This window comes from Curtobacterium sp. MCLR17_036, from assembly GCF_003234445.2.
Taxonomy (GTDB): Bacteria; Actinomycetota; Actinomycetes; order Actinomycetales; family Microbacteriaceae; genus Curtobacterium.
In genome coordinates this window covers 1,163,181-1,184,829 of record NZ_CP126269.1, presented here as the reverse complement: position 1 = coordinate 1,184,829, position 21,649 = coordinate 1,163,181, and the positions used below count along the sequence as shown (strand labels likewise).

At 72.1% G+C, this 21,649-nt stretch carries 18 protein-coding genes; 4 read left to right on the top strand and 14 right to left on the bottom strand.

The genetic code is table 11. The annotated features are described in order from the left end of the window. Window positions 1-26: 26 nt before the first annotated feature. The 5 genes from DEI99_RS05635 to DEI99_RS05615 are packed head-to-tail and all read right to left on the bottom strand — an operon-like array spanning window position 27 to window position 7,730. Window positions 27-3,053 carry an alpha-mannosidase gene (locus tag DEI99_RS05635; RefSeq protein WP_111040684.1) on the bottom strand — a complete coding sequence of 1,009 codons (3,027 nt, stop codon included), beginning with the start codon at window positions 3,051-3,053 and terminating at the stop codon, window positions 27-29. A 60-nt stretch (window positions 3,054-3,113) separates the two neighbouring features. Then, window positions 3,114-4,595 (bottom strand): glycoside hydrolase 5 family protein, encoded by a 1,482-nt coding sequence (locus DEI99_RS05630; RefSeq protein WP_258369194.1) that lies wholly within the window; start codon window positions 4,593-4,595, stop codon window positions 3,114-3,116. Beyond that, window positions 4,595-5,563 carry a carbohydrate ABC transporter permease gene (locus DEI99_RS05625; RefSeq protein WP_220037112.1) on the bottom strand — a complete coding sequence of 323 codons (969 nt, stop codon included), beginning with the start codon at window positions 5,561-5,563 and terminating at the stop codon, window positions 4,595-4,597. The genes DEI99_RS05630 and DEI99_RS05625 overlap by 1 nt, the downstream gene beginning before the upstream one ends. Then, a complete protein-coding gene (locus tag DEI99_RS05620) occupies window positions 5,560-6,438 on the bottom strand; it encodes a carbohydrate ABC transporter permease (protein ID WP_071257209.1) in 879 nt (292 codons plus the stop codon). The genes DEI99_RS05625 and DEI99_RS05620 overlap by 4 nt, the downstream gene beginning before the upstream one ends. Beyond that, window positions 6,438-7,730, bottom strand: a complete 1,293-nt coding sequence (locus DEI99_RS05615; RefSeq protein ID WP_111040685.1) for an ABC transporter substrate-binding protein — start codon at window positions 7,728-7,730, stop codon at window positions 6,438-6,440. The genes DEI99_RS05620 and DEI99_RS05615 overlap by 1 nt, the downstream gene beginning before the upstream one ends. Window positions 7,731-7,830: 100 nt before the next feature. Between DEI99_RS05615 and DEI99_RS05610 the strand changes: the two genes are divergently transcribed. The 3 genes from DEI99_RS05610 to DEI99_RS05600 all read left to right on the top strand — a co-directional run bounded on the left by DEI99_RS05610 (window position 7,831) and on the right by DEI99_RS05600 (window position 9,549). After that, window positions 7,831-8,862 carry a LacI family DNA-binding transcriptional regulator gene (locus DEI99_RS05610; RefSeq protein WP_111040686.1) on the top strand — a complete coding sequence of 344 codons (1,032 nt, stop codon included), beginning with the start codon at window positions 7,831-7,833 and terminating at the stop codon, window positions 8,860-8,862. A gap of 100 nt (window positions 8,863-8,962) precedes the next feature. Continuing rightward, window positions 8,963-9,295: a hypothetical protein gene (locus DEI99_RS05605; protein WP_111040687.1), complete on the top strand. Its 333-nt coding sequence runs from the start codon at window positions 8,963-8,965 to the stop codon at window positions 9,293-9,295. 101 nt (window positions 9,296-9,396) lie between these two features. Then, window positions 9,397-9,549, top strand: a complete 153-nt coding sequence (locus DEI99_RS05600) for a hypothetical protein (protein WP_175472103.1) — start codon at window positions 9,397-9,399, stop codon at window positions 9,547-9,549. A 101-nt stretch (window positions 9,550-9,650) separates the two neighbouring features. Here the strand turns inward: DEI99_RS05600 and DEI99_RS05595 are convergent, their stop codons facing one another. From DEI99_RS05595 to DEI99_RS05585, 3 genes are read right to left on the bottom strand one after another with little or no spacing between them, the layout of a single operon-like run. Then, window positions 9,651-10,496: an EamA family transporter gene (locus tag DEI99_RS05595; protein WP_111040688.1), complete on the bottom strand. Its 846-nt coding sequence runs from the start codon at window positions 10,494-10,496 to the stop codon at window positions 9,651-9,653. 8 nt (window positions 10,497-10,504) lie between these two features. Continuing rightward, the gene (locus tag DEI99_RS05590) at window positions 10,505-11,167 is read right to left on the bottom strand and encodes a response regulator transcription factor (protein ID WP_071257188.1); all 663 of its coding nucleotides are present in this window, start codon (window positions 11,165-11,167) and stop codon (window positions 10,505-10,507) included. Between the two features lie 53 nt (window positions 11,168-11,220). Beyond that, window positions 11,221-12,771 (bottom strand): sensor histidine kinase, encoded by a 1,551-nt coding sequence (locus tag DEI99_RS05585; RefSeq protein WP_111040689.1) that lies wholly within the window; start codon window positions 12,769-12,771, stop codon window positions 11,221-11,223. A gap of 140 nt (window positions 12,772-12,911) precedes the next feature. Here DEI99_RS05585 and DEI99_RS05580 point away from each other — a divergent pair, with 140 nt between their 5' ends. Beyond that, window positions 12,912-13,754, top strand: a complete 843-nt coding sequence (locus DEI99_RS05580; protein WP_181434336.1) for an AraC family transcriptional regulator — start codon at window positions 12,912-12,914, stop codon at window positions 13,752-13,754. An 894-nt stretch (window positions 13,755-14,648) separates the two neighbouring features. Here DEI99_RS05580 and DEI99_RS05575 read toward each other — a convergent pair. From DEI99_RS05575 to DEI99_RS05550, 6 genes are all read right to left on the bottom strand, one after another. Then, window positions 14,649-16,301, bottom strand: a complete 1,653-nt coding sequence (locus tag DEI99_RS05575; RefSeq protein ID WP_111040691.1) for a dipeptide ABC transporter ATP-binding protein — start codon at window positions 16,299-16,301, stop codon at window positions 14,649-14,651. Next, a complete protein-coding gene (locus tag DEI99_RS05570) occupies window positions 16,298-16,867 on the bottom strand; it encodes a GbsR/MarR family transcriptional regulator (RefSeq protein ID WP_111040692.1) in 570 nt (189 codons plus the stop codon). Before DEI99_RS05570 ends, DEI99_RS05575 begins: the two co-directional genes overlap by 4 nt. Further along, window positions 16,864-18,273 (bottom strand): serine hydrolase, encoded by a 1,410-nt coding sequence (locus DEI99_RS05565; protein ID WP_258369196.1) that lies wholly within the window; start codon window positions 18,271-18,273, stop codon window positions 16,864-16,866. Before DEI99_RS05565 ends, DEI99_RS05570 begins: the two co-directional genes overlap by 4 nt. Window positions 18,274-18,403: 130 nt before the next feature. Beyond that, entirely contained in the window at window positions 18,404-19,294 is an 891-nt protein-coding gene (locus tag DEI99_RS05560; protein WP_284180964.1) for an ABC transporter permease, read from the bottom strand. Then, window positions 19,291-20,232 carry an ABC transporter permease gene (locus DEI99_RS05555; RefSeq protein WP_111040711.1) on the bottom strand — a complete coding sequence of 314 codons (942 nt, stop codon included), beginning with the start codon at window positions 20,230-20,232 and terminating at the stop codon, window positions 19,291-19,293. The genes DEI99_RS05560 and DEI99_RS05555 overlap by 4 nt, the downstream gene beginning before the upstream one ends. Next, window positions 20,232-21,635: a M14 family zinc carboxypeptidase gene (locus DEI99_RS05550; RefSeq protein ID WP_111040694.1), complete on the bottom strand. Its 1,404-nt coding sequence runs from the start codon at window positions 21,633-21,635 to the stop codon at window positions 20,232-20,234. Before DEI99_RS05550 ends, DEI99_RS05555 begins: the two co-directional genes overlap by 1 nt. Window positions 21,636-21,649 lie beyond the last annotated feature (14 nt).

Here is a 21,649-nt window from a genome sequence, read left to right as displayed (position 1 = left end):
CGTTCCTCCTCGTGTGGATGGATCGATCACTTGCGTGGGAAGCGGAAGGTGCGGACCTCGTAGGCGTCGACGGCGAACGACGAGGCGTCGACGACGGAGCCGGTAGGCAGCGGCTCCTCGAGCAGGGTGACCTCGGCAGCGGGACCGAACGCGGCGCCCCCGGCCTCGGCCTCGGACACCGCGATGCCGCCGGTCCCCCGCTGCCCGGACGGCTCGTACACGCGGACGACCAGGTCGCCCGAGCGGTCGTCGGCGAGTTTGACGCTCGACAGCACGACCCCGCCGGAGACCTGCACCAGCGGGTCGAAGCCGTGCGCTCCGGTGATCGTCCGTGCGCCGGCGTTCATCACCACGCCGGCTGCCGTCGCACCGAGCTGGTCGGTGCCGATGACGATGCCGTACCGGTGCGTCTGCACGCCCTGGTCGGTCTCGGGGTCGGGGAACCGCGGGGCTCGCAGCAGCGACAGCCGCACGGTGGTGGTGACGTGTCCGTCGACGGCGTCGCGGGTGGTGTCGAAGCCGTGGATCGAGTCGTTCACGAGCGCGACGCCGAAGCCCGGCTCGGACACGAGCACGTAGCGGTGCATCGAGGTCTCGAACTTCGCGGCCTCCCACGAGGTGTTCGTGTGCGTCACCCGCTTCTGCGCGCCGAACTGCGTCTCGGCGACGGTGTGCTCGGCGCGGACGTCGAGCGGGAACGCCACCTTGAGGAACTTCTCGGTCTCGTGCCAGTCGGTGGTCTGGTCGAACTCCAGCGTGCGCGAGCCGGGTGCCAGGACGATCTCCTGCGTGACGGTCGAGTCACCGAAGGCGCGGGACACGACGACCCGGGCGACCCCGGCGCCGTCGACCGACGCGGTCAGCCCGGTGGCCGACACCAGGTCCTCGACGCGGTTCCGGTAGTACCGGTCGACGTCCCAGGCGTCCCACATGTTCGGGAAGTCCTGGTGCAGCTGCAGCAGGTTCGCCGCTTGGCCGGCCGCGATCGCCTCGCGCCCGGTCGCCAGGTCCACGGCGCTCGTCACGAGCCCCTGCGCGTCGACGACGACCCGCACCAGGTCGTTCGCCAGCACGTACCCGCCGTCCTGCTCGGTCAGCGACACCGCGGTCGCCGCCGCCACGTCGGTCGCCACGACCGCGCCCTGCGCGGGTGCGCCGGCCTGGAGGAACGGGGCCGGGTTCACGACGACGGCCGCCTCCCCGGCACCGGCGAGCGCCGAGAGCGCCTGCTCGATGATCGCGGTGAGCGCCGCGGCCGTCTCGGCGTACTTCGCGACCGCCTCGCGGTGCACCCACGCGATCGAGGTGCCCGGCAGGATGTCGTGGAACTGCTGGAGCAGGACCTGCTGCCACAGGGCGTCGAGCTCGTCGTACGGGTAGGTGAAGTCGGTGCGGGCGGCGGCGGTCGCTGCCCAGAGCTCGGCCTCGACGAGCAGCTGCTCGCACCGGCGGTTGCCCTGCTTCGTGCCGTGCTGCGACGTGAGCGTGGCCCGGTGCAGCTCGAGGTACAGCTCCCCCACCCACACGGGCGGGTCGGTCAGCTCGGCCTTCGCGCGGTCGAAGAACGTGTCCGGGTGCTCCCAGCGGACCTTCGCGCTGCCCTCGAGGTCGGCGAGGCGTGCAGCGGTGCCGGTCATCTCGCGGGTGGTGCCACCACCGCCGTCGCCCCAGCCGACCGGGGCGATCGACCCCGTGGCCAGGCGGTTCTCGCGGAACTGGCGGGAGGCCTTCGCGACCTCGCTGCCCGACAGCCGCGAATTGTAGGTGTCCATCGATGGGAAGTGCGAGAACACCCGCGACCCGTCGATGCCCTCCCACAGGAACGTGTGGTGCGGGAACTTGTTCACCTGGTTCCACGAGATCTTCTGCGTGAAGAACCACTCGAAGCCCGCGCGGCGCATGAGCTGCGGCAGCGCCGGCGAGTACCCGAAGCTGTCCGGCAGCCAGACGCCCTTCGGCCGGATGCCGAACTCGCGCTCGAAGAACCGCTGCCCCTGCGAGAACTGGCGGACGATGCTCTCACCGGTGGGCATCACGGTGTCGGACTCGACCCACATGCCGCCGATCGGCAGGAACCGGCCGGCCTCGACCGCCGCCTTGACCCGGGCGTAGACCTCGGGGCGGTGCTCCTTGATCCACGCGTACTGCTGGGCGCTCGACATGCCGTAGAGGAAGTCGTCGGTCTGGTCGATGAGCTCGGTCATGGTCGACGTGGTGCGGGCGACCTTGCGGATCGTCTCGCGCACGGGCCAGAGCCACGCGGAGTCGATGTGCGCGTGCCCGATCGCCGAGATGGTGTGGGCGGACGCCTCGGCCGGGGCGGCGAGCACGTCGGCGAGTGCCGCGCGGGCGTCGCCGGCGGTCTCCGCGATGTGCTGCAGGTCGAGCCGGTCGAGGGCGTCGTCGAGGGCCTGCAGGATCCGCATGCGGCGGGGCCCGGCGGGCAGCTCGGCCTGCAGCTCGAGCAGGACGTCGACGTCGAGGGCGAGGTCGTGCACCTCGGACTCGAAGACGGCGAGCTCCATGCGGCGGGTGGCGTACAGGCGCTTCGACGACGAGGTCTGCACGTCGCCCTCCTGCGTCGGCAGGAAGGGGTGGTAGTCGAGCAGGACGGGGTTCGATGCGGCCTCGACGAAGAGCTCGACCGTCTCGCCGCCCTCGGCCCGCTCCGTGACCAGGACCCACTGGTTGCGCGGGTTGATCGACTTCACGGGGGTACCGTCGGCCAGGTACACGAGCCCCTCGCACTGGAACCCGGGCATGTTCTTGTCGAAGCCGAGGTCGATCACGGCCTCGACCCGGCGTCCGGCCCACTCGGTCGGCACCGTCCCGGTCAGCCGGAACCACGTCGTGCCCCAGGCCGCGCCCCACGGGGTGCCGACCTCGTAGGGCTCGAAGGCGAGCGCGAGTCCCTCGGTCGGCGGGATCGGCTCCCCCGGCAGCTCGTGCCAGGCGGTCTCCAACGCCGCCGTGGTCGCGTGCACCGCGGGGGTGATCCGCTCGTCGAGGACCCGTCGGGCGCGTCCGGTGGTCAGGGGGATGTCGTCGTGCATGGGGTCCTTCCGGGACGCAAGGGGCCGGCGTCGCTGCCGGCAGCAGGGCGGGGTGGGAGGTCAGGGCATGGTCGCGGGGTGTGCGACGGTGAGCGTGGTGCCGTCGAGGTGGTCGGGCACCTCCACGATGGTCGTGATCCCCCGCGCCGAGCGGAGTGCGTGGTCGGCGAGTCGGGAACGGAGCACGACCTGCGGGCCGCGGCCGTCGGCTGCCGTACCGGCGAGGGCGAGCCAGGCGGCGGCGAACCGGCCGCCGGGGGCGCAGTCCGCGCGGGTGCCGTGGCGGACCGCGCCGTCGGGCAGTACGTCGTCGAGGACGAGTGCCGTCGACGGTGGCGATGTCGGCCCGGTGTCGCCGGCGCGGGCGATGGCGGCGAACGCCTCGCCTGCGGGCTTCAGCCGGCCGTCGTTCGTGAACAGCCCGAGGTCGTACTCGAGCTCGGGGAAGTCGGCGAGGCTCCGCGAGACGTCGTGCGAGCACCACCACGTGACGCCGAGCACCTGCTGCGCGTCGAGCACGTGCCGGATGGTCTGCTCGGTGAACGACGCGGCGTCGGCGGGGTCGACGACGTTGGTGGGGGCGCCGACCTCCTGCAGCCAGTTCGGCCGCTCCGCGTCGCGGTTCCAGGCGGCGGCGAGCTGGAGCAGGTACTCCCCGTGCCGCACCGACCCGGCCCCGAGTGCGCCGTGCAGCGCCGCCGAGCCGTTGAACACCCACGAGTGCGTGACCGTGGCGTCGCCGTGGTCCGCCGCGTGCGCCGGGCCGAAGGGCTGCGCGTCGTCGTACCAGGCCGCGTCGTACTGCGCGACGGTGACCAGCGGACCGGGACGCGACCCGGTGCCGGGCCGGGCAGACGTGTCGGCGCCGAGCCGCGCCTCCAGACCGGACGACGAACCGGACGACGGACCGGACGACGGACCGGACGACGGACCGGACGACGGACCGGACGACGGGCCGGACGACGGGCCGGACGACGGGCCGGACGACGGGCCGGACGTGCCGGACGAACCGGACGACAGTCCGGCCCGCGCCGCCGCGACCATCGCCGCCGCCCACGCGTGCCCCTGCTCCGCCGTGATCGTGTGCGGCGCGGGGTGCGGCGCGTGTGCGAACTGGTTGACCTCGTTGCCGATGGTGATCCCGAGCAGGTTGGGCTTGTCCGCGACCGCCGCGGCGAGCGCCCGGACGTACGCCGCGGTCGACGCGACGACGTCCGGATCGGTGAACATGTTGCGGCGGTGCCAGCTGTCCAGCCACGAGGGCACGAAGTCGAAGCTCGACAGGTGCCCCTGCAGGGCGTCGACGTTGACGTCGAGCCCGAACGACCGGGCGATGTCGACCACCGTGGCGACGTCCTGCAGTGCCGAGGCCCGGATGAGCGTCCGGTTCGGCTGGACGACGGGCCAGAGCGGGAAGATCCGCACGTGGTCGGCGCCGAGCGACGCGATCGCCTCGAGGTCCCGGGCGGTGTCCGCCGGCGAGAAGTCGAGCCACGAGTGGAACCAGCCGACCGAGGGCGTGTAGTTGACCCCGAAGCGCATCAGCCCTTCACACCGCCCTCTTCGACTCCCTTGAAGAAGAAGCGCTGCAGGACCGCGAAGATCACGGCGATCGGGATGAACGCGATCATGGTGCCGGCGGCGATCATGCGCTGGTCGGTCGCGAACGTGCCCTGCAGGTACTGCAACCCGACGGTCAGGGTGAGGTTCTCCGGCGACTGCAGCACGATGAGCGGCCACAGGAAGTCGTCCCACGCGCCGATGAACGAGAAGATCGCGATGACCGCGATGGTCCCCTGCACGGCGGGCAGCGCGATGTACCGCAGGCGTTGCATCGCGTTGGCGCCGTCCATGACGGCGGCCTGGTCGATCTCCTCGGGGATCTGCCGGAACGCGTTGAACATGAGCAGCACGTTGAGCGCGGCGATCATGCCGGGCAGGGCGACACCGACCAGGTTGTCGGCGAGGCCGAGGTCCTTGACGGTGACGAACTGCGAGATGATCGTCGCTTCGCCGGGCAGCACGAGCGTGGCGAGGAACAGGCCGAGCACGAGCTTGCGGTGCCGCCACTGCAGCCGCGCGAGCGCGAAGCCGGCGAGCGTCGCGAACACGATGTTGCCGAAGACGTCGATCGCGGCGACGAGCAGCGAGTTGCCGATGTACCGCCAGACCGGGATCGCGGCGGCGACCTTGAGGTAGTTCTCGAAGGTCGGCTCGGTCGGGATGAACGACGGGTTCGCGGTGTAGATGTCCTCGCCGGCGCCCTTGAGCGAGGTGGACAGCTGCCACAGGAACGGCCCGATCGTGATGAAGAGCACCACGATGAGCAGCGCGTAGCGCAGGACCTTCTCGCGGGTGGACATGACGCCCCAGACCGCGCGGCGGCGCTTGCGTCCGTTCTGCCTGGAGGCCCGTCCCGCGTCGGTCGCGCCGGTCCCGTCCGGCGTCGGGCTGGCAGCACCCTGCGCGCCGCCGACGACGGGTTCGGTCGTGCTGGTCGTGTTCGTCACTTGTCCGCCTTGCTGTTCATCCGGGCGAGGGCGAGCATCGGGATGAGCGTCACGACGAAGAGCAGGAGGCTCAGGGCGGACGCGTAGCCGAGGTTGCCGGTGAAGCCGCGGGCGTACTGCTGGATGAGCATGACGAGCGAGTTGTCCTGCCCGCCGGGCCCACCGGTGCCGTTGGTGAGGATGTAGAGCTCGCTGAACACCCGGAGCGCGGAGACGCACACCAGGATCCCGACGAGCGTCATGGTGCCGCGGACGCCGGGCATCGTCACCGACCAGAACCGGCGGACCGCGCCGGCGCCGTCGAGCGCGGCGGCCTCGTGCAGGTCCTTGCCGACGTTCCCGAGGGCGGCCAGGAAGATGATCATGTAGTAGCCGAGGCCCTTCCAGACCGTCAGGCTGATCGCGCTGAGGAGCAGCAGCCACCGGTCGGTCAGGAACGGGACGCTGCCCTGCACGACGCCGAGCGCCTGCGCCATCTCGTTGATGACGCCGCGGTCGTCGAGGATCCAGGTCCAGATGAGTCCGACGACGACCGCCGAGGCGATGACCGGCGTGTAGAACGCCGTGCGGAAGAACGCGATCCCGGGCAGCTTCTGCTGCACGAGCACCGCGATGAGCAGCGGCAGCACGGTGAGCAGGGGCAGGCAGACCGCCATGTAGATGACGCTGTTGAGCAGCGCCTCCCACACCTGCGGGTCGGCGAGCAGGGTCTCGAAGTTCCTGACGCCCACCCACTGGCTCACGCCCCCCAGCGGGCTGGCGTTCGTGAACGACAGCCGGACGGTGTTGATCGACGGCCAGAGGCTGAACGCGACGAGCCAGACGAGGGCCGGCAGGACGAGCAGCCAGGGCGTGAACCAGCGGTTGGCGCGCATCAGCCGTTGGCCAGCAGGCTGTTCATCTTGGTCTGCGCCGTCTGGAGTGCCTTCTCCGGCGAGACCTGGCCCTTCATCGCGAGGGCGATCTGCTGGTCGAGGAAGTCCGTCATCGCGGAGTTCGCCTCGACCGGGTTGATGACCTTCGCGCTCTTCAGGGCCTCGTTCGCCAGGACCCGGGCCTCGCCGTTCACGGTGCCGTCGTCCTTCGAGAAGTACGGGTCGGACTGCGACGACGTGGTGGACGGGAAGATGTTGACCTGGTGGGCGAACGCCTCCTGGTTCTTCGCGTTCGTCATGAACGCCGCGAACGCCTCGGCGGTGGCGAGGTGCTTCGACTTGCTCGAGACCGACAGGCCCTGCACGTAGAGCGGCGGGGTGTCGAGCGCGGGGCTGACGGTGACCTTGCCCTTCAGCGACGGGTTGTTCTTCTCGAAGTCGGCGAGCGAGGTGGCGCCACCGGTGGTCCAGGCGACCTTGGCCTGCGTGAACAGGGTGGAGTTGCCGAGGTAGTCGCTGTTCAGCACGTTGGAGGGCATGTAGCCGTCCTGGTACGCGTCCTTGTAGCGGTCGATGAGGTCGGCGGCCTCCGACGAGTCGGCGAACGTGAACTTCGTGCCGTCGGCGTTGAGGACCTTGACGCCGGCGAGCGTGAAGTCGCCGAGGCCGGGCTTCCGGCTCATCAGGTAGTCGGTCGGGCAGTTCTCGTGCATGGTCTTCGCCTGCTCGAACAGCTCGTCGGTGGTCTTCGGCGGGTTGTCCGCGTCGAGGCCGCACTTGTCGAACATCGTCGCGTTCCAGTAGTTCACGTCGGTGTTGAGGTACCAGGGGTAGCCGAACGTGCCGTTCACTCCCTTGTACTCGTACGAGTCCACCGCGCCGGCCACGTACGTGCTGGCGAGCTTCGAGTCGTCCTTCCCGACGTCCTGCAGGAACCCGCGCTTGGCGAGCGGCAACGCGATGTCCGGCGGCAGGTTGATCACGTCGGGCAGCGAGTTCGACGAGGCCTGGCTGAGCACCTTGTCGGCGTACCCGTCGCCGGGCTGGTCCTGCAGCTTGACCTTCGCGTCCGGGTGCGCCTGCTCGAAGTCGTCGATGACCCCGTTGAGGTAGTCCGTGTAGGTCGGCGTGAGCGCCCACGTCTGCAGGGTGATCGTGCCGCTGATCTCGCCGTCGCCGCCGCCCGCGGCGTTCCCGCCGCTCGAACAGCCGGTCAGGACGAGTGCCGTCGCGGCGGCCGTCGCGAGCAGCGCCGTGGCGCGGCCCCTCGTCGTGCGTGTGCTGGTCCTCATGGCGTCTGACTCCCTCGTCATAGCTGAACCGGTTCAGTCACTGTCACCGAACCCGTGTGTGGCAGCCACTGTGGATGACTAAAGCGCTATAGTCAACCCCGTGGCCACCAAGCGTCGAACGACGATCGCCGACATCGCCGCGCGGGCCGGCGTGTCCATCAGCGCGGTGTCGTTCGCCCTGAACGACCGGCCGGGCGTCTCCGACGACACCCGGCGTCGGGTGCGCGAGATCGCCCGCGAACTCGACTGGCAGCCGCACACCGCTGCCCGGGCGCTCGGCGGCGCGAAGGCCGGCTCCATCGGCTTCGTGCTGAACCGTCCGGCCCGCACCCTGGGCACGGAGTCGTTCTTCGGCGACCTCATCTCGGGCATCCAGCTCGGGCTCGCCGGCACCCACGTCGGCATGAACCTGCTCGTGGCACGCGACGCCGAGGAAGAGCTCGAGACCTACCGCGACTGGTGGCGCGGGCACCGGGTCGACGGGGTCATCGTGATCGATCCCCGACGCGACGACGCCCGGCTCGCCCTGCTCGCCGACCTCGGCATGCCGACCGTGGTCGTCGGCTCGCACCCGTCCCCCGACGGCGCCGCTCCCACCGTCTGGATCGACGACTCCGACGCCACCGACACGGTGCTGCGCTACCTGCACGCCCTCGGCCACCGCCGCATCGCGCACGTCGCCGGCAGGCCCGAGTTCGAGCACACCGCGATGCGGATCGACCGACTCCGTGCCTTCGCGGCCGACGAGGGCCTCGAGGACACCGTCTCCGTCCCCACCGACTACTCGGCCGAGGCCGGGGCGAGCGCGACCCGCACCCTGCTCTCGCGCAGCCTGCGTCCGACCGCGATCGTCTACGACAACGACGTGCTCGCCGTCGCCGGGCTCGGGGTGGCGAGCGAGATGGGCGTCGCCGTCCCCGGGGACGTGTCGATCGTGTCGTTCGACGACTCCGCGATGATCCGGCTCGTCCGACCGTCGATCACCTCGCTCACACGCGACACGGTCGAGCTCGGGCAGCGCGCGGCCACCCTGCTGCGCGAGCAGATCGACGCACGTGCACCGCTCCCCTCGCGCCCGGGCCCGTCGTTGACGTTGAGCGTGCGCGAGTCGACGGGCCGCGCCCGCGCCTGACCCCGGCGGGCCGATCACGACACGCCGACCCCGGCCCGTCCGGAGGTCCAGCCCGCGCGGCCGACTTGACGTGCATTCGAACACACGTTCGAATACCGTCGTGGGACGGCGTCGCGAGAACCGGTGGCAGCCCCCGGAACACCCGGAGGTCGAACGTCCGCGCGCCTACTCGCTGTCCGAGGAGGCCCGCGGGCCCGACGTCTGCCACGCCGTCACCCCCGTGCCGGTGTGGGCGTGGATCCAGTTCCCGACGTTCCAGGTCCGGGTCAAGGCCTTCGCGAAGAGCTGGACCCGTGACGCCGTCATGGTGGAGTGGGCGCAGTTCGGGCAGCAGGCGAACGCGTGGGTGTGGCGGTCCGCGGTGAAGCACCGGAAGCTCCGCACCGATCCGGTCGACCGCGCGAACCGGAGTCCGCAGAACGCGACGCATTGACTTCCGACCACACCGCGAGGATCGTTTACGGAACACCGGTTCGGCAAACAACTCAATGATCGAGACATTCGATCCGAGTGCCGCAACGGAGAGGAGGCACCATGAAGAACACAGCGGTGCCGTCCTGGGTCGCCCACGTGCTCACCCCGCCGGAGGTCATCAGCGCCTACGTCGAGCGCCGGATCAACGATCCCGCGCTGCTCTCGGGAGAGCAGGCAGAACCCACGTACGCAGACTTCCTGCGTGACGAGTAGACGGACTTCTCAGGAGGCCCCGATCACGTCGCCCGCGTGACGGGCGTGATCGGGGCCTCCTCTTCTCGTGCCCCTGCGCGCCTGCGCGCGCAGACCACACGTCACCCGCGGCGGCGACGTGCCGACACGGTGACGCCGACGCTCGCGGCGGTGACGCAGGCGAGCGCGACCGTCTCGGTGACCGTCAGCCCCTCGGCGAGGACGACGAGCCCGGCCAGGGCGGCGATCGCCGGCCCGAGGCTCTGCAGCACCCCGAACACCCGGGTGGGCATCCGCCGCAGCGCGGCCATCTCGAGGGCGTAGGGCAGCACGCTCGACAGCACGGCGACCGCACCGAAGACGACGAGCAGCACCGGGTGCCGCACGACCCCGTCCACCGCGGCGCCGAGGCCCGCCGGCAGGGACACGAGCATCGCCACGACCATCGACACGGCGAGGCCGTCGACCCCCGGGATCGCGGCGCCGACGCGACGGTTCATGACGATGTAGCCGGCCCAGCACGCCGCGGCCAGGACGGCCCAGACCACCCCGCCGACGGCGGTGACGGCGCTCGGGCCGACCCCGAGCAGCACGACCCCGGCGAGCGCCAGGGCGGCCCAGAGCGCGTCGCGCCACCGCCGGGTGTGCACGAGGGACAGTGCCAGCGGTCCGAGGAACTCGATCGTCACGGCGACGCCGATCGGGATCGAGGCGAACGCCAGGTAGATGAACACGTTCATGCCGCCGAGCGCGAGACCGAGCCCGACGGCGCCGGTCCACGGCGCGCGGGTCCAGTGCCGCACCCGTGGCCGGACCACGAGGGCGAGCACGACCGCGCCGATGACGAGTCGCAGGGTGGCGGCGCCGACGGCCCCGACCTCGTCGAAGTGGGTCTTCGCGATCGCCGCGCCGAGCTGCACGGACACCATCGCGGTGAGGGCGAGGAGCGGAGCGGGGACCCGGTGCACGCGCGCCGTCAGCCGAGGTAGGCGAGGACGGCGAGGACGCGGCGGTGGTCCTCTCCGGTGTCCTCGAGGGCGAGCTTGCCGAAGATGCTCGACACGTGCTTCTCGACGGCGCCGGTGCCGATGACGAGCGCGCGGGCGATGGCGGCGTTCGTGCGGCCCTCGGCCATGAGCCCGAGGACGTCGCGCTCCCGGGGCGTCAGGGCGGCGAGCGGGTCCCGCCGGCGGCTCATCAGCTGCGTGACGACCTCGGGGTCGAGCACGGTGCCGCCGGCCGCGATCCGGCGGACGGCGTCGTCGATCTCCTCGAGGCGCGTGACGCGGTCCTTCAGCAGGTAGCCGATGCCGGTCGCGCCCGCGGCGAGGACGTCCTCGGCGTACGTCGCCTCGACGTACTGCGACAGCAGCAGGACCCCGGTGCTCGGCGCGACCCGGCGGGTCTCGACGGCGGCGCGGACGCCCTCGTCGGTGAAGGTCGGCGGCATCCGGACGTCCATGACCACGACGTCGGGGGCACGGTCCGGCAGCGTCGCGAGGAACGCACGGGCGTCGGCGTACTGCCCGACGACGTCGATGCCGGCCTCGTCGAGCACGCGGGCCAGGCCCTCGCGCAGCAGGACGGCGTCGTCGACGACGACGGCCCGGATGCGTGCTGCATCCGGGCCGTCGCTCATGCCGACCAGCCTAGTGGGAGCGCGGGCGCCCCCGTGGGGTCACGTCCGCGGGATCACGCCCGCGTGGTGGGCACGCCGTTCAGGGCGCCGAGCGGGATCCGGGCCGTGGCCTCGGTGGGGCCGCCCTCGGGGCTCGAGACGACGAGGTCGCCGTCGAGGGCGCGCATCCGCCCCATGAGTCCCGCGATGCCGTGCCCCTCCTGCGTCCGCGCGCCGCCCCGGCCGTCGTCCGTGACGCTCACCGTCAGGTACCAGAGCCCGGAGGCGTCCACCACGAGGCCGAGGTACACCCCGGCGGTCGCGGCCCCGGCGTGCTTCGCGGTGTTCGTCAGGAGCTCGCTCACCGTGAAGTAGACGTTGCGCTGGATCTCGGTCGCGAGCTCCAGCCCCTCGGGCAGCCGGACGTCGAGCCCGACGGGGATCGGCGAGCGGGCGACGAGGGCCTCGAGCGCGGCGACGAGCCCCCGGTCGAGCAGGATCGGCGGCGCGAAGCCACGGGACAGCGCGCGCAGTTCGTCGAGCGCGTCGCGGGCGTGCTCGGAGGCCTCGCCGATGAGCTGCTTCGCCTTCGCCGGGTCCTTCTCGAACGCACGCTCGGCCGCGGACAGGTCCATCTGCAACCGCACCAGGCGCTGCTGCGGGCCGTCGTGCAGGTCGCGCTCGATCTGCCGCAGGGCCTGGCCCTCGGCGGTGACGGCGCCGGCGCGGGAGGCCTGGAGCCCGGCGACGCGCTGCTCGAGCTGCTCGGCGCGGAAGCCCCCGAGCAGGCCGAGGTCGACCCAGTAGTGCGCGAGCACCGAGCCGCGGGCCCACAGCGGGAAGAGCACGACCGCCGCGGCCATCGAGAGCAGTCCGAGGCCGCCGACGGACAGCAGCAGTCGGACCTCGTCACCGGGGTAGTAGCCCCTGCCGTTCACGACGTACAGGACGCCGAGGGCGAGCGGCCAGAGGAACCCCACGACGAGCAGGGCGCCGGCGCCGACCGTCACGAGTGCGACGAGCGGGTACACGACGGCCGCGTGCAGCAGGTACAGCCAGTAGTGCGGGTTCGCGACCGCCGAGCCCGTGCGCGTCCACCAGTTCTGCTGCCACCGCGGCGTCCAGTCGACGGGACGGATCGGTCGCGGGTCGGCCCAGCCGATGCGCAGCTTCTCGAACTGCCCGAGCCACCGGGCGACGAACAGCGCGACGAAGAACATCAGCAGGACGAACGGGTTGAACAGGTCGCGGAGGCCGCCGCCGAAGATCGCCGCCGGGAACGCGGCGTACAGCGTGCACAGCAGCACCGCGGTGAGCGCCATGTACCCGAAGTCCCGCGGCAGGCGCTTCCACGCTTCGCGGTAGAACGCACCGGCCGTGATCCCGGACCCGGAACCCGAACCGGCGCCGGGGCCGCCGCCGGGGCCGCCACCGCCGACGGGCGGGGTCGCGCTCCAGGACGCCGGGCGCTGCTGGTCGTGCGGGCGCGGGTACTGCGGCATGGGCTTCGTGGCTCCGAGGGGGACGGCGTCGCCCAGCGGCACGGTCTGGGCCTGGTCGGGCGAGGGGGTGACGTCGTCCAGCGGGACGGTTCGCGCCTGGTCGAGGCGGTCGGTGTCGGTCATGGTCCCAGCCTCGCGATCGCGCGGCTGTTCCCCCATCCTGCCCCCTCCCGAACGCAGGTGGGGTTATCCCCCCTCTCGACTTCTCCACAGGTCGCGGCCGGCCGTCGGGCGTCAGCCGTTGATCGTCCATGCTCGGGTGCATGGGCGATGCACTCCGGGCTCTGGTGGACGCGGTGGGCGTCGAGGTCCGCTCCGGTACGGCGATCCACGCCGACGACGACCAGTGGACACTCGCCCTCGAACCGGCCGGTACGCACAGCTGGGTCGCGACCCGGTACCGACCGGTGTGGGTCCGCCGCGGGGACACGGACGAACTCGTCGCGGCCGGCGGCGCCGCGCTGATCGAACGACACACGACGATGACGGTCGGCACCGCACGTCAGCAACACGGACCGCCGAAGACCGTGCCCTCCTCCACGTTCCCGTACGAGGCCCTCTCCGCCTACACCGGCATCGTGGTCGGATCGGCGACGTTCGGCCCCCTCGCCGCCGAAGTCCTCGCACTCCCGCCCGTCGCCACCACCTTGCCGGCGGGACATCCGTCACCCGACGTCGTACTCGCGCTGCAACACCTGGGCGAACTCGACAGTGGTCGGTGGCACGGCGTGCAGCAGGACGCGCTCGCGCAGCTCGTGGTCACCACCGTGCTCCACGACAACGCGCCACCGCTGCTGCAGGACAACAGCCTCGCGCGCGTCCTCGACCGCGTCTTCGACACCGAGCACCGGTACACGACCGCGGAGTTGCTCGAGGGCGTCCGCATGTCCGAGCGCACCCTCGAACGCCGGTGCGCCGAGGCCACGGGCTGCACACCGGCGCAGCTCGGGCGGTGGTTCCGGAGCCTGGAGGTCCGGACCGCTCTCGCTCGCGGCGACCGGCCCGCCGAGGTCGCCACGCGCTTCGGCTTCGCCACCACCTCGTCCATGTGGCGGGCGCTGCGGCGCGTCCGCGCACCCGAGATCGGTCGCGGTCGCCGCGACTGACGGTCGCGGTACATGGGTTCCACGGTTCACCGACCAGAACCGTCAGCCCCGCAAGAAAGGAGCGTCCTCCCCCGCGGCAGACGAAGCGACACGGAAGGCGACCATCACCAGCCGCCGATGACGGTCGCGGTGCACGCATCCCACGATTCATGAACCAGAACCGTCAGCCGCGCAGGAAGGAAACGTCCTCCCCAGCGGCAGACGAAGCAACACGGGAAGCGATCATCACCAGCCGCCGATGACGGTCGCGGTGCACGCATCCCACGATTCACCAACCAGAACCGTCAGCCGCGCAGAAAGGAGACGTCCTCCCCAGCGGCAGACGAAGCAACACGGGGAGCGATCATCATCAGCCGCCGCTGACGGTCGCGGTGCACGGATCCCACGATTCATGATCCAGAACCGTCAGCCGAGCAGGACCCCGCAGCCAGGACGAACGGGCGGCAGACGAAGCAACACGGAAAGCGATCATCACCAGCCGCCGATAACGGTCGCGGTGCACGGATCCCACGGTTCCCCAACCAGAACCGTCAGCCGCGCAAGACCCCGCATGCAGGACGATCGGGCGGCGGAGTGCACCGGGGCGGATGGCCGGCAACGGGCGTCACCGGCGCCGCCAGCGCCGCTGCCACCACCGCAGCCGCAGCCGCAGCCGCAGCCATCGACTCCACCACTGCCACCGCCACCGCCACCGCCAACGGGCTGGTCAGATTGAGGCGGGGCGGGGCGGGTCGGATTCGGCTCCGGCGGGATCCGGGCTGTGCGGACGGCGCCAGGTCAGCGCGCGGTGGCGGTCATCCCCCAGCCTCTGACGTTCTCGGTTCACGAACGCCGGAGTTCACAAACCGAGACCGTCAGCCGCGGCGTTGTTGCACCGGTCGGTCAGCCGAGTGCTCAACCGACCCGCTCGGCGAGGCGGACCGCACGCCGCGCCGCCTGCTCGTCGGGGTCCGGTACCGGCGCCGCCTGCACGAGCCGCCGCGTGTACGGGTCGCTCGGCGACCGCAGGACGGCGTCGCGCGGTCCCTGCTCGACGACCGTCCCGTGGTGCAGCACGACGACCCGGTCGCAGAGCGTGTCGACGACGGCCAGGTCGTGGGTGACGAAGAGGCAGGCGAAGCCCAGGCGTTCCTGCAGCTCGCGGAAGACGTCGAGCACCCGGGCCTGCACGGAGACGTCGAGGGCGCTCGTCGGCTCGTCGGCGATGAGCAGCGCGGGGTCGAGCGCCACCGCGCGGGCGATCGCGACACGTTGCCGCTGGCCGCCGGAGAGCTCGTGCGGGTAGCGCTCGCGGAAGCCGCCGTCGAGTCCGACGTCGGCGAGCAGCCGGTCGACCCGCTCGTCGACCTGCGGCGTCGGCAGGCGCAGGATCTGCCGGAGCGGCTCGGCGACGGTCTGCCCGACCGTGTACCGGGGGTTCAACGAGCGGAGCGGGTTCTGGAACACGACGCCGACGTGCCGTCGCATCGCGCGCCGACCGACGCGGCTGGCTCCCGCCACGTCGGTGCCGTCGACGACGACGGAGCCGGAGCTGATCGGCGCGAGGCCGACGGCGGCCCGGCCGATGGTCGTCTTCCCGCTGCCGGACTCCCCCACGAGTCCGACGATCTCGCCGCGCCCCACCGAGAACGACACGTCGTCGACGGCGCGGAAGCGACCGCTCAGGGCACCGCCGTACTCGACCACGAGGTGCCGGACGTCGAGGACGGGCGACGGGGGCGTCGTGGCGGGGCCGAGCCGGGCCTCCCCACCGGACCCGGTGCCCATGCGCGGGACCGCGGCGAGCAGGTCGCGCGTGTACTCGGCGGTCGGCGCGGCGAAGACGGCGCCGACCGTGCCCGTCTCGACCACGCGACCACGGCGCATGACGACCACCCGGTCGGCGATGTCGGCGACGACGCCCATGTCGTGGGTGATGAGCAGGACCGCGGTGCCGGTGCGCTCCCGGAGCGCGCGGATGACGTCGAGCACCTCGGCCTGCACCGTGACGTCGAGCGCCGTGGTGGGTTCGTCGGCGATGAGCAGGTCCGGGTCGGCGGCGAGCGCCATCGCGATCATCACCCGCTGCGCCTGACCGCCGGAGACCTCGTGCGGGTACTGCCGGAGTCGACGCTCCGGCTCCGGCACCTCGACGGCGCGCAGCAGCTCGACCGAGCGTGCGCGGACGGCGGCACGGTCCAGCCCCGGATCGGCGCGGCGGACGGACTCGGCGATCTGGAAGCCGATGGTGAAGACCGGGTCGAGCGCCGCCGACGGGTCCTGGAAGACCATCGAGACGCTGCGGCCGCGGACCCCGCGCATGGCCCGTTCGTCGGCGCCGACGACCTCGAGGTCGCCGAGGCGGACGCTGCCGGAGGCGCGGGCACCCTCCGGGGCGATGCCCATCGCGGTCATCGCCGTCATGCTCTTGCCCGACCCGGACTCCCCGACGACGGCGACGACCTCGCCGCGGCCGACCGTGAACGAGGCGTCGTCGACCGCGCGCACCTCGGTGCCGTCCACGTCGAAGGTGACGGTGAGGTGGTCGACGCGCAGGACGTCGGTCATGGGGTCTCCGATCGGTCGGTGTCGTCGCGGGCGGCCTTGAACGCCTCCCACTCCTGGAGCATCTCGTGGTGGTAGCCCTGCAGCCACTGCATGTAGTCGCGGCCGTTCAGCAGGCGTTCGCGCACCTCGGCGTCGACGTCCCCCGCGGCGGTGCGCCCGGCGGACTCGACGATCGCGAGCCCCCGGCCGATGACGTCGCGCTGCCGGTCCAGGTACTTGCGCTCCCCGGCGAGCCAGGAGCCCCAGACGTCGGCCTCGGCGCGGAAGTAGTGGCTGCGCTCGCCGGGGACGGTGTGGCGCTTCACGAACCCGGTCTCGACGAGCCGTCGGGTCGCCATCGAGATCGACCCGGAGCTCGCACCGAGGGCCGCCTGCAGGTCGGCGGAGGACGAGTGCGGCGCGCGGGTCACGAGCAGGTAGCCGAGCACCCGGGCGTCGGTGAGGGGCATGCCCGCGGCGTCGTTGAGCATCAGGGCGAACTCCTCGACGAAGGCCTGCCGTTCCGGCTCGAGCAGCCGGTCGTCGGCGCCGCCGGTGTCCCCCGTGGACGCCCCCGGGCCGGTCACGACGCGAGCCCTGCGGCCACCTCGGGCGACTCGACCGGGATCGTCCACGGTTCCTCGGACATGCCGCCGCCACCGCGGATCGAGCGGACGGTGCCGTCGGCGGCACGGTCGTAGGTGACGTCCTCGTCCACCGACCCGAAGCGGTTGCCGTGGGTCATCCGGAGGGTGTCGGCGTCGACGACCTCGAGCCGGGTCGGGCTCTCGAGCGGCGACGGTGCGGACGGGTCCACCAGGACGAGCCGGTCGCCGATGCGGGCGACGTCGGTGACGCCCCACGGGTTCGCGAAGCGTCCGGTGTAGGCCGCGGTGTCGACGTCGTCGGGCACGGGCGTGCCGGGGGCGTCGGCGTCGGCCGCGGCGTCGAGCATCTCGATGATCGCGGTCGCGATGAGCGTCGCCGGCCCCGCGGCGGCGCTCGTCAGCACGGACACGACGAGGCCGGAGGCGGGGTCGAACAGCGACTGGGTGATGTGTCCGGGGAAGCCGCCGGAGTGGCCGCGGACCTCGCGCCCGTTGATGCGGTCGACGATGAAGCCGGCGCCGTAGCCGCGGGCGGCCGGGTCGTCGGTGGCGCTCCAGGCCTTGCGCTGCGCCAGGCGCTTCGAGTGGTCGTCGAGCAGGGTGCCCTGGCCGATGACGTGCTGGGAGAAGTACCGGACCAGGTCGGACGCGGTGCCGTGGAAGCCGGTCGCGGCCGCCATCGCCCGGGTGTCGACGTGCTCGATGCGCTGCCGGTGCCGTGCGGTGTGGAAGCCGGTGTACCCGACCACGAAGTCGTCGGCACGGGTCGGGTCCCAGTCCGGACCGGTGTTCCGCAGGCCGAGCGGCTCGGTGATCGACTCGCGGACGAAGTCGTTGTACGACCGGCCGGAGACCGCCGCGATGACGAGCCCGAGCAGCGAGTAGCCGAGGTTCGAGTAGTTGAACGACGAACCCGTCGGCACCTTCTGGCCGCGGTCGAGGACGAGTGCGAGGAGCTCCTGCTCGTCGGGGAACGGCCGCAGGAGCGACCAGTAGTCGCCGTCGTGGCCGTCGCGGATGACGCCGGCGCCCATCTCCATGAGCTCGCGGATGGTCGCGTCGGCGATCGGGGACCCGCCATCGACGAGTGCGGGCAGGTGGGTGCCGACCGTGTCGTCGAGGCGCAGGGCCCCGCGCTCGGCGAGCTGCAGCAGCGCCGTCGCGGTGAACGTCTTCGAGTGCGAGGCGATGCGGAACAGGTCCGTGGTGGTCAGGCGGCGCCCGGCCTCGACGTCGGCGTGGCCCCACGCCTCGTCGAACAGGACCTCGCCGCCGTACCCGACGGCGACCTGCACGCCGGGCACGCGCAGTTGCCAGACCTTGTACGACACCCAGTCGTGGACGTAGGGCAGGGTCGTGCGGTATGCGGCGAGGGTGTCGGTCACGGTGGTCCTTTCGAGAGCGGTACGTCGAGTCTTGCGCGCGACACCGATGCGGGTCGAGTGCCGCGCGCGACACCGTCGCGGGTCGGGTGCCGCGTGCGACACCGTCGCGGGTCGGGTGCCGCGCGGCGGGTCAGCGTCGGCGTGGGTCGAGCGCGGCGCGCAGGGTGTCGCCGAGGGCGATGACGGCGAGCACGGTCACGGCGAGGAACGCCGCGGGCGCGACGAGCATGTGCGGGGCGCGGAGGAACTGCGAGGTGGCGGCGGACAGCTGCAGCCCCCAGGAGACCGCCGGCCGCTCGAGCCCGATGCCGAGGTAGGTGAGCGTCGACTCGGACACGATGACCCCGCCGACGGTGATGGTCGCGAGCACGAGGAGCGGCGAGACCGACGAGGGCAGCACGTACCGGGTCGTGATCCGCCAGGTGGACAGCCCCATCGTGCGGGCGGCGAGCACGAACTCGGCGTTCCGGACGCTGCGGACGCTCGACCGCACGAGCCGGGCCATCGTCGGCCAACCGAACAGGGCGAGCACGAGCGACACCGTCAGCACCGACCGCTCCCCCACGCTGTTGAGCACCACGACGGCGCCGAGCAGGAAGGGGAAGCCGAGGAACACGTCGGTGAGCCGGGCGAGGGCGGCGTCCACCCAGCCGCCGACCATGCCGGCGACCGTCCCGACGACGACCGCGACGACACCGGCGAGCACCGTGGTGAGCACGGCGACGGCGACCGAGGACCGCGTGCCGTGCACGACGTTCGCGTAGACGTCGCAGCCCTGCAGGTCGAAGCCGAACGGGTGGCCGTCGGTCGGGGCGTCGCCGCTCCGGCCGAGGTCGCACGCACGGGGGTCGCCGTGGCCGAACAGGCCCGCGAACAGCTGCGGGAACGCGGCGACGAGGAGCACCACCGCGAGGACGCCGGCGGGCAGCCAGAACCCGGGGGTGCGGACGACGGCGAGCAGGGGGCGCCGGCGACCGGCGACGACGGGTTCGACGGTGGCGCTGAGGGCTGCGGTGGTCATCGGGCGGCTCCGGTCCGGACGCGGGGGTCGAGGGCGGCGTGCAGCAGGTCGACGAGCACGCTCGTGACGAGGAACACCAGGATGAGGGCGGTCGAGATCCCGACGACGACGGCGCCCTCGTGCGAGCGGATGCCCTGGAACAGCAGGTTCCCGACGCCGGGCAGGTTGAAGATGCCCTCGATGACGACGGTGCCGCCCATCAGGTAGCCGAGGTCGGTCGCCAGGTAGGTGGCGGTCGGGATGAGCGAGTTCCGCATGACGTGCACGCCGACGATCCGACCAGGGGTCAGCCCCTTCGCCCGCACGGTGCGCACGTGGTCGGCGTCGAGCGTCTCGATCACCGAGGTGCGGGTCAGCCGCGACACCGCCGCCAGCCCGAACAGGGCGATGACGAGGGCCGGCAGCACGTAGGCGGTGGGCCACCCGGCGGTCGCACCGGCGACCGGGAACCAGTGCAGCCGCACCGAGAACACGAGTTGCAGGGCGACCCCGAGCACGAAGACCGGCACCGCGCCGACGACGATCGTGCCGACGAGCACGGTCTTGTCGAGGACCGTGCCGCGGCGCAGCGCGGAGAGCACGCCGAGTCCGATGCCGAGCACGATCTCGAGCGCCCACGCGGTGAGCGCGAGCGTGACCGTCACCGGCCACCGCGAGGCCATCTGCTCGCCGACGGACTCACCGCTGAAGTCGGTGCCGAAGTCGCCGCGGAACAGCCCGCCGATGTACCGCAGGTACTGCTCCCAGAGCGGCTGGTCGAGGTGGTACTCGGCCCGGAGCGCGCGGACGACCGCGTCGCTGAGCGGTCGGTCGCCGCCGAGCGCCCGGATCGGGTCGCCCGGCAGCGCGAAGGTCATCGCGTAGATGAGGAACGTCACCCCGAGGAACACCACGACCAGGCCGCCGATCCGACGGCCGACGGCGAGCGCCGGACGCATCACGCGCCTCCCGTCCGTCCCGTGGTGACCAGCTGCGGTCGGGAGGCGCGGGTCGGGTCCGCCACGTGCGCCGCGCAGGCGAGGATCGCCCCGTACTGCACCCCCACCAGCTTGCTGATCGGGATCGGTTCGGCGCCGGTCGCCTCGTCCGCCTGCCAGACCGCGTAGCGCTCCGCCAGGCGGTCGCGGAGCCGCCGCAGCGGCGCAGGGGCGGTGCCGGCGACGGTCTCGGCCTCGAGCGCGCGGAGCAGCATGCCGCCGTAGCGCAGGCGGAAGCAGCGGACCAGGTCCTCGCAGCCGAAGCGCTCCGCGACCGTGGCCATCCGCTCCGCCGGCTCGCGGTCGGCACGGGCACGGTCGGTGTCGGTCATCCCGCCGATCATCGGGATGAACGCGCGGGAACCCTCGAGGAACGGTGTCTCGATCGTGAGCATCGGCGTCGCGGCGTCGAGGACCTCCTGCAGCTCCGCGCCCGAGGCGCCGAGGGCGTCGGCACACCGGCGGAGCAGGTGGGCGTACGGCTCGGTCGTCGGCGTCTGGTCGTCGGCGTCCGGGTGGCTCCAGTACGGCAGTTCCGCCACCAGGCACAGGGCCCCGTGGCGCATCGCCCACGCCGCGCTCGAGGCGCCGTGGATGTGCTCGCCGGGGTCGATGCCGAGCCCCTCGAGGTAGTCGTACGCGGCCTCGACCCCCTCCATCGCGAACACCGCGGGGGCGAACGCGCGCAGGTACGGCGACTCCGGCTCCCCGGTGTCGAGCGGCAGCCCGAGCGCGGCCGGGACCGCGTGCAGGGTGTCGATGACGTCGGGCAGGTCCTCGGACAGGTAGTAGTAGACGCCGCCCATCTCACCGTTGTGCAGGCTCACGAGCAGCTCGGGCTCGGTGTCGTCGATGAGCCGCATGAACGCGAGCGTCTCCGGGAGCACCCGGTCGAAGTACACCGACCCGTGGCTGTTCGGGAACGTCCACTCCACCTGGCTGTCGGGCGCTGGCCGGTAGAAGCCCCGGGCGTACCGGACCCGGTCGTGCGGGTCGTGGAACCACGCCTCGTTGAGCCGCATGCCGTCCGGGTCGATGGTCGGGACGACGTGCCAGGTGGTGTCGAGCGCGTCGGCCGTCGCGGTGTCGGTGGCCATCGTCTCGGCGAGGTGCAGCGCCGTCCACGAGCCGATCGGTTCGTTCGGGTGCACGCCGCCGACGACGACGGCGGCGTGCGACCCGGACCCGATCCGGTAGCTGTGGAGCGGTTCGCCGAGCCGGCTGGTGCCGATGCGGGTGACCGTGACCCGGTCCGGGTGGGCCGCGGCGAGCGCGGCGAACCGGGCGTGCAGGTCGTCGACGAGGGGGAAGCCGTCGCGGTCGGGGACCGAGGTCGCGAGGCGGAGGACGGTGCGCTGGTCCATGTGGTGGTGCCGGT